12 protein-coding genes are annotated in these 12,754 nt (G+C 53.0%); 4 read left to right on the forward strand and 8 right to left on the reverse strand.

The features are described 5' to 3' along the window. A partial coding sequence (locus tag FFS57_RS23440) for a transposase (RefSeq protein ID WP_137940259.1) occupies positions 1 to 214 on the forward strand: 214 nt, incomplete at its 5' end. A gap of 137 nt (positions 215 to 351) precedes the next feature. On the opposite strand, the gene FFS57_RS23445 is transcribed toward FFS57_RS23440, so the two are convergent. The 7 genes from FFS57_RS23445 to FFS57_RS23475 form a co-directional block, all read right to left on the reverse strand. Beyond that, a complete protein-coding gene (locus FFS57_RS23445; protein WP_137940260.1) occupies positions 352 to 1,284 on the reverse strand; it encodes a TolB family protein in 933 nt (310 codons plus the stop codon). A gap of 24 nt (positions 1,285 to 1,308) precedes the next feature. After that, on the reverse strand, positions 1,309 to 2,346 hold the full coding sequence (locus FFS57_RS23450; protein WP_137940261.1) for an N-acetylmuramoyl-L-alanine amidase family protein: 1,038 nt from the start codon (positions 2,344 to 2,346) through the stop codon (positions 1,309 to 1,311). Positions 2,347 to 2,689: 343 nt separating this feature from the next. Continuing rightward, complete coding sequence (locus FFS57_RS23455) at positions 2,690 to 3,097, reverse strand: type IA DNA topoisomerase (RefSeq protein ID WP_137940262.1); 408 nt, start codon at positions 3,095 to 3,097, stop codon at positions 2,690 to 2,692. Positions 3,098 to 3,185: 88 nt separating this feature from the next. Next, positions 3,186 to 3,800 (reverse strand): ATP phosphoribosyltransferase regulatory subunit, encoded by a 615-nt coding sequence (locus tag FFS57_RS23460; RefSeq protein ID WP_137940263.1) that lies wholly within the window; start codon positions 3,798 to 3,800, stop codon positions 3,186 to 3,188. Positions 3,801 to 4,295: 495 nt separating this feature from the next. Beyond that, positions 4,296 to 5,222, reverse strand: a complete 927-nt coding sequence (locus tag FFS57_RS23465; RefSeq protein ID WP_137940264.1) for a carbohydrate kinase family protein — start codon at positions 5,220 to 5,222, stop codon at positions 4,296 to 4,298. Then, a complete protein-coding gene (locus tag FFS57_RS23470) occupies positions 5,215 to 6,444 on the reverse strand; it encodes an AGE family epimerase/isomerase (protein ID WP_137940265.1) in 1,230 nt (409 codons plus the stop codon). The genes FFS57_RS23465 and FFS57_RS23470 overlap by 8 nt, the downstream gene beginning before the upstream one ends. 29 nt (positions 6,445 to 6,473) lie before the next feature. Beyond that, positions 6,474 to 7,460, reverse strand: a complete 987-nt coding sequence (locus FFS57_RS23475) for a LacI family DNA-binding transcriptional regulator (protein WP_137940266.1) — start codon at positions 7,458 to 7,460, stop codon at positions 6,474 to 6,476. Between the two features lie 282 nt (positions 7,461 to 7,742). On the opposite strand from FFS57_RS23475, the gene FFS57_RS23480 reads away from it, so the two are divergent. The 3 genes from FFS57_RS23480 (at position 7,743) to FFS57_RS23490 (ending at position 12,000) form a co-directional block, all read left to right on the forward strand. Continuing rightward, a complete protein-coding gene (locus tag FFS57_RS23480; protein ID WP_171014171.1) occupies positions 7,743 to 8,543 on the forward strand; it encodes a substrate-binding periplasmic protein in 801 nt (266 codons plus the stop codon). Between the two features lie 340 nt (positions 8,544 to 8,883). Next, positions 8,884 to 10,599 carry a DUF1800 domain-containing protein gene (locus tag FFS57_RS23485; protein ID WP_137940268.1) on the forward strand — a complete coding sequence of 572 codons (1,716 nt, stop codon included), beginning with the start codon at positions 8,884 to 8,886 and terminating at the stop codon, positions 10,597 to 10,599. An 18-nt stretch (positions 10,600 to 10,617) separates the two neighbouring features. Then, complete coding sequence (locus FFS57_RS23490; protein WP_137940269.1) at positions 10,618 to 12,000, forward strand: DUF1501 domain-containing protein; 1,383 nt, start codon at positions 10,618 to 10,620, stop codon at positions 11,998 to 12,000. Positions 12,001 to 12,057: 57 nt separating this feature from the next. Here FFS57_RS23490 and FFS57_RS23495 read toward each other — a convergent pair whose 3' ends face one another. Continuing rightward, positions 12,058 to 12,684 (reverse strand): MFS transporter, encoded by a 627-nt coding sequence (locus FFS57_RS23495; RefSeq protein WP_137940270.1) that lies wholly within the window; start codon positions 12,682 to 12,684, stop codon positions 12,058 to 12,060. Between the last annotated feature and the right edge of the window lie 70 nt (positions 12,685 to 12,754).

A 12,754-nucleotide genomic window follows, 5' to 3' on the forward strand; every position in this document is an offset into this window, starting at 1 on the left:
GGCGGAACAGTTGCTCGCCATTGAACATGAGCTGGCCAGTCGTCGAGCCAAGGTTGAGCATGTGTTTTTCGATCTGAAAGTACGCTTCGGGTATGCCAAGGTGCGTTACCGGGAGCTGGTGAAGAACCTCAGCCGATTGTTGTGCCTGGCGGCTTTGTCCAATGTGTTGCGTGCCGACCACTATTTACGCCGTCAGGGGATGATTGCGTCTTGAACGGGCCAAAAGCCCGGTAAAACGGGCTTTTTGGGTACAAAACGCGCCAACCTCACCCGAAATTCACCGAAGTTTCATGAAATTCGGTCTGACTCTGATTCCTGCAGAGCTGCCCTAACAGGCAGACTCCTTTAGGATCAACTTGGCGTTTTGAACTCTTTAAGGTCGATCACCACACTCTTTACGTTATTCCTGATATCAATCATGTTGATTCTGGACAGGGATTTGGTGCTTGGCCCCCAGTCCCATTCCGTGAACAGAATCTGGTTCTGGTTCAACCAGACCGGATCATTGGCATCAACATTCCCAACCTTGCGCAAGCCATTACCGTCGGGTTGAATCAGCCACAACTGTTGATTATCCAATGAGGCAGGATCACGATTACTGGTAAACACAATACCACCCACCCCCCAATTAGGCTGACGATTATCATACTTGTCACTAATCAAAGTCTTCACATCCGATCCATTGACATTAGCTGTCTTTATTGATGAACCGTCAGCTCTCAACTCGACATAAACTATTCTGTCCCCGCTTGGCGAAAATCGAGGCTGAATATCCTGATGTGACGTTGCAATTACCTTGGTTTTCCCAGTGCCATCAGCATTCATTATCCAGATATCTCTACCAGCCTTACCTGTATCCGAAGACGAATAAACAATTTTCTTCCCATCTGGCGACCAAGATGGGTTTTTGCTATCCCGCTCACTTAATGGCAATCCATTCAATATTAACTTTCCATCCGGCTGAATCAAATAAATACCTGAATCCGAGTCACTATTTCTTGAAACAAATGCAATTGCATTACCATTTGGCGACCAAGCAGGCTGTGAATTACTATTAGTGCTTTGAAATGGCATGTTTTTGACCTTTATCAAATTACTACCATCAATATTAGCAATCCATAAGCTCATAGTTCTATCATAGTTCGATGAAAACACAAGCTGCCTGCCATTAGGCGCCACCGACACATTCTCAACCATTACCCCTTGCTTATCCGGCTCACTTTCGGCAAACGCTACATGATTCAGCGCTATCGCCATTACTATCAATGTTAAAACTTTTTTCATTTAATACCCCTTAACCGTCAAGCATTATCTACCAAACATTTTGTCAATACCATTTTTAATTCCTAGCGCAGCTTTATTAACTGCCCCGGCACTATGTAGAATCTTCTCATCGCTACCATTCAAACGCGCAGTTTCCACCAATACAGCAGCTAGTTTTTTCTCTGCACTAATATTCAGCAATGCCAAATCCTTTCTAATTTCCGTTCCACGATCATTGGTCCCTAATTTGGCGGCCACACTGGCTGACAAAATTTCCGCCCAAGTCTCATTCATCGGCATGGCCGAGTTGAACAACACATAGGTTCCTGGTACGAACTGCCCTTTGATCCAACCATTTGAATTAATATGAACAGAAACTAATAACTTTGCGTTTTCATCCATGGCCCTAGCAACTCTCTTGTCAAAAGATGGGCAGGATTTCAAATTATTTTTTGTCAATACGGCCTTGTATTTACCTGAAGCATTCAAAAGGCTTTGCAGCTCTTTCGATATGGCCATTGTCAACTCATCTTCATGCAAACGACCAGGTGGCGGATCATTGGCCGGGAAATCCGTTGCCCCCACCGAACCCGGTTTCATACCTTTAGCTGCACATTCCAAGCCATGGCCGGGATCAATGGCAATGACGGGTTTTTCATCAACGGAACACGCCCACATCCACTTCGTTCCAATCAAATTTTCCTGCAGGTGACCTTCAGTACATTGCAGTTTCCGAGTTGCACTGTTACCAATAGTGTGCAGGCAAGTGCCGCCGCAGGTAAGAATCTTGTCAAATATATGAGCACAATTACTATCTTCAATTGGTGAAATATCGAAATTCTGCACTCGCGTCAAATATGCCGACATCCCAAAGTAATAATTGACAGGTCGCTCTCTGTAACTCCAGTCCCAAGGTCTAGGCGTAATTTCTACGCCACAATTGCGCTTTTCCATTTCCTTCTTTAAATAGACTACTGTCTCATCCCCGCGCATATTATATTCATATCCAGATAGCTCGGGTGAGCTCACTGCATTTGCACCTATACTGATGATCAAGCCAAGTAATGCGATACTTTTATTCATTCATTTCCCTAAGTTCAATGATTGTTAATTATTGTCTATATCAGTAACCATCAAAAAGCTGGGGAATTATAACCAATCAGGCATCTATTGACTATTAAAGTACTTTACTATAATTGTTTAAAAACATCAGATTAACTTACATTCGAATTATGGAAATAAAGATATTGTAATATTTAACTTGATATTTCATACCGTTATGTCGGACCACAATAGGGGTACGTCAGCCAAATATTCGAATTGTCGCAATTAAGCAAAACTGCAATATGAAAACGGCATGAGACTAAGCCCATGCCATTCTGGTGTCAACTATATACGGTACAGTAACAATTCAATGTGACTTCAATCACAGCCTCAAATCAAACCGCGCCACCAGTTCACGCAGCACCCGTTCAACGGTATTGCGTTTCGAATCCTGTAAGTAATCGGATAGTTCCGCTTTCTCCAAATCCTGCAAGCTATTGCCCAGCAATGCCACCAGCACTTCAGTTTTAGTGCTGACCTCATCACCAATCGCATCAATCACCTGACGAGTAGTGGATACCAAGGCCGCCTTGGGACGATCAAGCCAGAGTGTTTCATCATTCCCCGGCCGCAGGGTTGTAAACTGCCACGTGGCTTGCCAGTTCCATTGCGGGCCTTTGAAATGCAATACGGCTGTGTAATGAGTATGTGAGACAAACCCCTGTATTTCACGCTCGCGCTCAACCGCCATTGCGATCGCCGGACTCTGCAGGCTTGGCTGGCGCATCATGCTTCTTTGTCAGCAAAGTGACCATCGTAGTTGCCCTCTTAACAAACAGCCGCCACGGTGGTGCAACGTGGCGGCATCCAGAGCTAGATCAAGCGTGCGCAGCCATCGATAAGTCAACAAAAAGGTCAGCTTGCCGCTGTAAGGCGAGCGCCAGCCGTTCCAGCCCAATGCCAAACCCTGCGCCCTGTTGGTAGGCCCCGCCACCCACCACCTGTTTTTGTGCGCCCAGTTGTGGACAGCGCACCTCAAATCCCTCGCCACCCAGGTAATAGCTCAAACCGCGGCGGGCAAGTACATCGACTTCATATACCAGCCCCAGCGAATCCAGAAAACCCAAGCAGAGTGCAAGGCTGGAATCCCTTGCCACCGTGATATCGGGTGACAGATATTCGAAGCCCAGCTGGGTAAATTCGCGATAGCGCCCTGCCTGTGGTCGTTCGTATCGATAGCAACGGGCTGTATAGAAATACTGCCCATTTGGCGATTGCTGCAGAAAATCGGCAGACATTTCCTGAAAAATGGCGGTGGCCTCCGGGATCAGGCAACATGGCCGCCCTTTCTTGTCCGGGAAGGCCCACATCTGTTCGATAACTTCACTGCCACCCGCTTTGGCAATGAAGGTATCCTGGCCCCACAAGGCAGGCAGAATGACTTCTACTGCACCCGCATCAATGAAGATAGCTCCGGAAGCGCGCCTCCAGATTTCGAAGGGTGGCTGCCTCTTGGCCGATATAGATCTGGGTGCCGCGAATCTTGCTCATTTCAGTCTCCTGACTTGGAAAATAAAAAAGGCGCCGATGGCGCCTTGTGGTTTGCTGTGTGTCGGGAATCAACGCTAGTTGCGAGCAACCTGATTGCGACCGACACGATGGACAAGCATCACCATGGCGCTTGGTATAAAGCGGCAATGATGGTGATGTGAGTGATTGACTGTCTGCTTGTCCATGCCTGCAGTCTGCCATGGCTGCTTTGCGTTTTGCAAGCAGATATCCGGCAACACCCTGTTATCGATAAGCCAGCGCACAAATCTGGCCTAGCAGCCTGTCGGACTTGAGCGATCGTCGCGAGCCGAGTGGGAAAACGAGGCCGGATTGGCCCGTTTTCGAGGCGCATAGTGGGCCTATGCAACGAGAAAGCGGGCAAAAACGGGCCGTTTCTCCCACTGGCGCAGCAGATCAGCCTCAAGTCCGACAGGTTGCTAGCCCTGTCGCACCTCAACTGCCCCACGCAACGCGTTGATCTGCACCAGGGTGGGCGGTGTGGCCCCTGCAGCCATGCAAGCCACAGCCCCTGCCGCCATGGCCTGCTGCAGATGCGTGGCAGGTGACGCGGCAGGATGCAGCATCAGGCTATGAATCAACCCACCCATGCTCGCGTCCCCTGCCCCGACCGTATCCACCACCTGGATCGCAGGCGGTCGGGCCGACCAGCACTGTGACGCAGTATGCAGTTCAGCCCCTGCGGCCCCCTTCGTATAAAAATACAGGGCACCTGGGTTCCAACGGCGAAGCCGTGTGAATGCATCATCCAGATCGTTTGTACGAAACAGCCCAGCCAGGTCTTCATCAGAAACCTTCACGACATCTGCCAGCTCAACCATCCGCTGCAGCGTCCAGTCATACCGGGTATCCATGGCGTTGCGGAAATTGGGGTCATAAGCCATTTTCGCCCCTCGCGCTTTCAACTGCTGTGCCAATGCAATCAACCGCTCCGACAAAGGTGGCCGGGCCAGACTGATACCGCCGAACAACACCCATTTCACCTGTGACATCCAATCGGCTGGCAATTGGGTGGGATCAAAATGCAGATCGGCACTGTCATCGCCAACAAAGAAATACTTAGGCGGATGGGTTTGGTAGACCATGGCCAGTAGCGGTGAAGTGGCTACCCGCTGCAGAAAACGAAGGTCCAGCCCCGCCTGCTGACTGGCGTCCCACAGGGTATCGCCAAACACATCCTGACTGATGGCCCCACCGAATGCCGATGACACCCCCAGCCTCGCCATGACACGGGCCACATTCCACGGGGCACCACCTGGCTTCGCTAGCCAGGCATCGCCTTCACCTCGAATCATGTCGGTCAATGCTTCACCAAAGCTGATGAAAGCCGGAAATGCATCAACCATGTCGGGCCTCGCATGGGAGTACGTTCAATACCTCGTAACACGCCCCCATGGTGTGATAATCGGTTTTTCCAGCAGGACTTTTCTCGTTGCTGTAACGGGTACCATCACGACGCAGGATGCGGTACCAGGCACCATACTGATGATCTACCAGATGAGCCCAGCTGTATTCCCATAGCTTCTGATACCACTGCCAATAACGGGCTTCGCCCGTCGCATCCGCCAACAAGGCGGTAGCAGCTAGGCTTTCGGCCTGCACCCAGAAATATTTGTCGCCATCGCAAATGCTACCATCCGGCGCAAAGCCATAACACAGGCCGCCATGGGATTCGTCCCAGGCATATTGCACGGCGGCATTGAACAACTGGATGGCACGCGGCAACAGCCAGTCACCCGGCTGCTGCAGCTGGCTGGCATGGCGACGCATGATCAACAACAACTTGGCCCATTCGGCGAGATGGCCCGGTTGATAACCCCAGGGACGGAAGATATTGCTCTTGTCGTCGCGGTTATAGTCCCAATCCACCGACCAATCCGCTTGGTAGTGCTCCCAGATCAGGTTGTCGGCCAACTCGGCCTGACGCAAGGTGATGTGCCGGGCCAGGGCTTCCGCACGATGCAGATAGCGAACGTCACCCATTGCCTCAAACGCTGTCAACAGCGCCTCGCACGCGTGCATATTGGCGTTCTGGCCACGATAGGATGACAGCGCCGACCAGTCTGCGCTGGCTTCGTCGGCATACAAGCCAGTATCTGCCTCCCAGAAGTGCCGTTCCATCAATGCATAGGTTTCGTCGAGCCAGGGTCTGGCCTCATTGATGCCGGCCATGACCGCATGCGCATAGGCCAACAGAACAAAAGCCAGGCCGTAGCAATGATTGGTGCCATCCAGAACGGTCTTCCCCCCCCCCTTCCAGTTCAACAACCATGCGTAACCACCCGTTGCTGGATCACGATGCACATCACGCAAAAATGCCAGGGCATGGCGGGTTGCCTGTAAATAGACCGGGTCCTGAAAATGGCGATACGCCATCGCATAGTTGAATACCATACGGGTGGAACTGACCAGATGACGAGTGTGGGCGTCATACACCGTGCCATCATCCAAAAAGAAATGATAACAACCGCCATTGGGGTCGATAGCACGAGGTTGATAGAACGCCATGGTGTGCTGAATATGATTCAACAGGGTTTGCGGACGGAAAAAATCCGGAAAATCAGTCATCGAACAACTCCAAAGATAAGGCGAATGAATCAGCCAGTAACTTCCACCACACTGCTGCCTCGTATCACCAACGTGGTGGGCAAGGTGACATGCTCGGCATCCATTTTCCCGCACAATAACCACTCCACACCCGCACGGCCCAGCGCCTCTTTGTCGACTTGCAGCGTGGTCAACGGCGGGTTGGCCAAACTGGCCTGAATAATGTCATCAAACCCGACAATGGCCATGCCTTGTGGCACGGGCAGGCCAACATCACGGCAGGCTTGCAGGCAGGCCAATGCAGTGGTGTCGTTGTAGGCAAAGATGGCATCGGGTGGATCGGGCAGCACCAGCAAGCGATGCACGGCAGCCATGGCAGCAGCGGTCAAATCCTGGCCGGGCTCCATCATGATGTCCAAATCAGGGTCTGCCAGCACCTGCGCATCGAACAAGGCCTTTCGATACCCACGTGTTCGTTCACGAATGCTGTAATGCGACAATGGCCCAGCCAGCATGGCGATTCGGCGTCGGCCCTGTTCCAGCAGATGTTGCACGGCCTGACGGGCGCCATCGAAATGATCGGCATTGATTGAAGGGATACCTGCGGCCCAGCCATCCACCAGCACCAAAGGCTTGCCCGTTGCCTGCAAGCAACTGAGGATTTCCGGCTCCACATAACCGGCGCACAACAACACATCCGGGTCATGCAACTGAAGTCGTTCCATGACCGGCTCGGCCGGGTCCAGCATCAAGACAGAAGGCACGATACCGGCATCACGACAGGCCGCTTCCACACCAGTCAGTACGGGTGAGAAGAACGGGCTATGGGCCATGGAACTGTGTTGCCGATGCAATAGAAAAGCCAGACGACTGATTTTGCGCTGTTTGAGGCGGCGTAGGTCATAGCCCAGGCTTTCCGCCATCGCCAGCACATGACGCCGGGTTTCATCAGTCAGGCCAGGTTGTTGCTTCAACGCACGAGACACCGTACCAACCGAACAGCCAGCCAGCTTGGCAATGTCACGCAAGGTCGCCATGGATCGCGATCAGGAGGTGATGAAAAGACATCAGGATCATTGCAATGCCGTTTGTTTAGTAAAAAAATGAGTGTGATCCATCATACCGAATATCAGTCTGATGAAGCCCATTCATTATCTTATCAATCAATAAATAGCAATGTTTATTTTGTTTAGTAAACAATAAGAACCAAATGCGATACAGCCGTGTTGATAAATATCGAAATGGGATATCTCACAGCAAATCAGCCTGCTGTAGGCTAAATTAAATAACAAATGACATATCTGCTTTGGAGTGGGGCCATGATCGGGTTTTGTCGCGCTGCATTCGGCATGGCCTGCATCGTCTTCAGTGGATTGAGCATGTCGTCGCCGGCCAATGCAGCCAAGTCCGTCTCAGCATATAACACCTATCTTTATTCCCCCTTCGTGATGCCGCAGGGAGGCTTGGCTGCAGAGCTGGTGGATTACTTGAATGCTCGGCTGACAGGCCGTTACCAGTTACAGCTCCAACACCTGCCACGTACCAGACTAGTTCGCGGCTTGCTGAAAAACCCCACCCAGTTTGATGGCGTGGTACTTTTTCTCACCCCTCGCTTTGTGGAAGATATCGGCGAACAACATTTTCTATGGACGCGTGGCATGTTCAGTGATGGCAATGTCCTGCTGTTCCGTGGTCCCCAATCCCCGACCATCGCAACACTGAATGATTTGCAGGGCATGCGGTTTGGGGGGGTTGCAGAATCCCATTATCAAGGCCTGGATGAGCTGGTCGCCAAAGGCCTGCTGATAAGGATGGATACCACCTCCATGCCGATCAATCTGAAGCTCGTCATCGCGGGCCGCATCGATTTTACCCTGGGCGTGGAATCCGCCCTTCTTGCCGTTGCACGGGAACAGGCACTCAGCGGTTCACTGATTGTAGTCCGCCCACCATGGGACCCACCGTTCAATCGGCGCATATTGATCGGTCAACAGCAACCGGAACTGGCCAAACTGCTGGCCGATATCGTCGATGTCATGCCCTACGACCCAACCTGGCAGAACATCGCCAAGCGCTATCAGTTGAAACCACCCCAACCTCAAGCACCTGCTTCCCCGTGACAGCCTTTTCTTGCTGAGCCACGATCAATACCGAACGTGCGTTTTCGTCTGAAACAATCCAAATTGCTTGCCAGATACGGCATTCCAACATGCCTACAACTTCGTTACCCAAAACAACTGCTCATTCATCTGGAATATTCCTCCGCTTATCTACCTTGACTTGTCGCAGCAGAGACTCCACCCCAACAATCCACCTCTGAATGACAAAATTCGAATTTAATCACACTCTGATTTATGACCTTGTTAATTGCCCTTAAGGCAATCCAACCGCAATCAGATGTGACAATCCGCATCCCCTGTTCAGATTCACTCTGACTTCAGCGCTATTGGAGACCGCTGCATGAAGAAGTATCTTGCGCATGTCCTGTCTGTCTGTTTGTTGTTGGCAACCCCGGTGTTATTGCAGGGTTGTGGTGGAGGTGGTAGCGACTCGTCTGGAAATGGCACCACAACTAATCCTGCAACCCTGCCTGATGCCAGCCCGGTAACGCAATCTGAGGCTTCCCGCTTTCTGGCACAGGCCAGCTTCGGCCCAAAGCCTGGTGATATTGAGGCGCTGGCACCACAAGGTTATGCACGGTGGCTGGAAACCCAATTCGCGATGGCGCCAAGTTCAGCCCATCAACTTTATGTCGACCAGCAACTGGCGGTCGGCAATAAATTGTCGTCCAACATGGTGTACGAAAGTTTCTGGAAGCAGGCTGCCGGTACGAACGACCAATTGCGGCAACGCATGGCCTTTGCCCTGTCAGAAATATTCGTGATCAGCCTGGATGGGGCACCGTCGGAATACCCTCGCGGTGTAGCCGACTATCTGGACGTGTTGGGCAAACACGCATTCGGCAATTACCGTGATCTGCTGGAAGCCGTATCGCTTAATCCGATGATGGGCCTGTATCTGTCGCACCTGCGCAATCGCAAGGAAGACCCGGCCCGTGGCCGAGTGCCAGACGAAAACTATGCTCGCGAGGTCATGCAACTGTTTTCGATCGGCCTGAACGAATTGAACCCAGACGGCACCCCCAAGCTGGTCAATGGCAAGCCAGTGGAAACCTACACCAATGACGATGTCAGCGGCCTTGCCCGGGTCTTTACCGGTTGGAGCTGGGGCGGCCCGGATCAGTCGGACAACCGCTTCTACGGCAGCGACAAGGACCCGAACCGAGATGTGCTGCCGATGCAGAACTACGCCAAGTTCCACTCCAGCAGCGAAAAGCGCTTTCTGGGGACGGTGATCCCTGCCGGCACGGGTGGTAAGGAAAGCCTGCAAATTGCGCTAGATCGGTTATTCAATCATCCGAATACCGCCCCATTCATCTCACGCCAGTTGATTCAACGCCTGGTCACCAGCAACCCCAGCCCGGCTTACGTACAGCGGGTAGCAACCGCCTTCACCAATAACGGCCAGGGCGTGCGTGGCGACATGAAATCAGTCATTCGCGTCATCTTGCTGGATAGCGAAGCACGTGACATGAACCAGTTGAACAGCCCCAGCGCCGGCAAGCTGCGTGAACCAGTCGTGCGCTTGGCCAACTGGATGCGTGCCTTTGCCAAGCCATCGGTATCGGGTCGTTATCTGATAGGCAACACCGATAGCACCACTTACTCGCTGGGACAGACGCCGATGCGCTCTCCTTCTGTATTCAACTTCTTCCGCCCTGGTTATGTGCCACCTGGTACCGCCATTGCAGAACAAGGCTTGGTCGCGCCGGAATTCCAGATCACCCATGAAACCTCGGTCGTTGGTTACTACAACCTGATGCAAGACGTGGTAGCCAAAGGCATCGGCACTTCCAGCAATGGCGTACGAGATGTCGCACCCGACTATGCGGCTGAATTGGCCCTTGCCGACAACCCGGACGCCTTGGTGAATCGTGTCGAACTGATGTTGAGCTATGGCAGCCTGCGCCCTGCCAATCGACAGCTGATTCGCGATGCAGTCAATGCCATCGCCATCCCGGCCGACGTCAACAAAGCTGCCACGGCCCGCCGCAATCGGGTACAGATGGCCATCTACCTGGTGATGGTGTCACCGGAATACCTGATCCAGCGTTAGGTTCTAAGGAAAATCATCATGACAACACGTCACACCTCACGTCGCGAATTCCTCCGTCAATTGGGTGCCTTCAGTATGCTGGGGGCCGCCGCACCGTTCGCGTTGAACCTGTCAGCCATGGGAAATGCCGCCGCCGCCAGTGCTGATGAATATCGTGCACTGGTCTGCCTGTTCATGTTCGGTGGCAATGATCACAACAATACCGTGATCCCGTTCGACACTGCGTCTTACCAAGCTTACAGCAACGCCCGCAGCACGTTGGCCCTGCCACAGAACACGCTGCAGCAACTGGCCGCCAGCAATATCACCGATGGTCGACAGTTTGCGGTACCGGCCGAATTGGCCCCATTGAAGAATCTATTCGATCAAGGCAAGGCTGCTGTCATCGCTAACGTGGGTACGTTGCTGACCCCGATTGCCGACGCGGCTGAATACCGCTCAGGCAAAGTGCTGGTGCCCCCCAAGCTGTTCTCACACAACGATCAGCAAGCAGTATGGCAGGCCTTGTCGCCAGAAGGTGCGCGCATTGGCTGGGGGGGCCGCATGGGTGACCTGTTGATGAGTCAGAACAATGCAGCTCAGTTCACTGCAGTCTCGGCGGCATCCAATGCGGTATTCCTGGCGGGGCTGCGTGTCAAGCAATACCAGATCGGCACCAACGGCCCGGTTGGCATCAATAACCTGGCAGGTACACTGTTTGGCAATATGCAAGGCGGTGCCGCATTGCGCAGCCTGATTACCCAACAGGGCAATCAGTTGCTACAGGATGAACACGGCAAAGTCACGCAACGCTCGATTGATGCCTTCATATCGCTCGATGCCGCGCTGCGTGGTCTGCCTGCAACCGATGCGCGCGTCGCACTCAGTACCGCTGCCGCCAACAACCGGCTTGCACAACAGTTACAGATCGTTGCACGAATGATTGGCGTCAATCAGGCGATTGGTGTCAAACGGCAGGTCTTCTTCGTCAGCATTGGCGGTTTTGATACGCACGACAATCAGTTGGCAACCCAAGCGGGTTTGCACACCAGCATGGCGCAGGCAATTGATTATTTCTACAACGCGACCGTACAGCTGGGCTTGTCACAGCAGGTGACTTTATTTACCGCTTCCGACTTCGGCCGTACGCTGACCAGCAATGGCGATGGCTCGGACCATGGCTGGGGTAGCCATCATTTTGTGGTTGGCGGTGCAGTGAAAGGCAAACAGATTGTCGGCAACATGCCCGTCAGCCAACTGGGCACAGCTGAGGATGTCGGCTCCGGCCGCTTACTGCCCCGCATCGCGGTGGACCAGTATGCAGCCACACTGGGGCGCTGGCTGGGTGTGGCCGATAGCGACCTATCAACCGTATTGCCGAACATTGGCCGTTTTGCCACTTCGAACCTTGGCTTTCTGTAGATAAAAAAACCCGCAGCGGTAAACGGCTGCGGGTTTTTCAGTACACTTGATGCCGTACTAACGCGTTTCTGGCAGCAATACATTGGGTCCCGCGCGCCTCTCCGATCCTCCCCTGCTTGCCCACAACGCCAATGCCATCCCGGTCAATGCCAGCACCAACACGGGGATCACCATACCATTCAGTCCATATCCATCGACGTACCAGGCAATGACAGGCGGCCCCACTGTGGCACCCAGATTGCCCAGTTGGGCAACTGCGCCATGGGAATACGCCTGATCCTCAGGTTGCCTGGCCAGATACGGTACCGTGGTGAATACCGAGCCTTGTACCAGCCCAGACACGAATAACAGCCCTAGCGCAGCAGGTACCACCGCGCCGATGGCCACCATCCATGGCAGGCCAATCGCGGTAACACCTACGAATGCAAAACATAACGCAGTGAGCCGTACCGGTGTGATGAAAAACTGCGCCAGCACGCCTGCAACAAAGGTACCTGCCACACCACACAGCGGCATGATGAAGGCCAATGATGCCCGGTCGCTGTCGCTCATCAGCCTGGGGACAAACGTCAGCAATGCGATGAACATACAAGTATGGAACCAAAACAGGATGCCGGGCAGTGCAGTGGCACGCCTGGTATAAATCTGCACATGCTGGGCAATAAAGGTACGCAAGGTCAGCACGGTTGCCCCAACATCTTCTGCCGCCCGCCCTGCTCCTGGCTCTTATACCCATCTGACGCTGCCGACGAAC

This window comes from Chitinivorax sp. B (genome assembly GCF_005503445.1).
In the GTDB taxonomy this organism is placed as follows: domain Bacteria; phylum Pseudomonadota; class Gammaproteobacteria; order Burkholderiales; family SCOH01; genus Chitinivorax.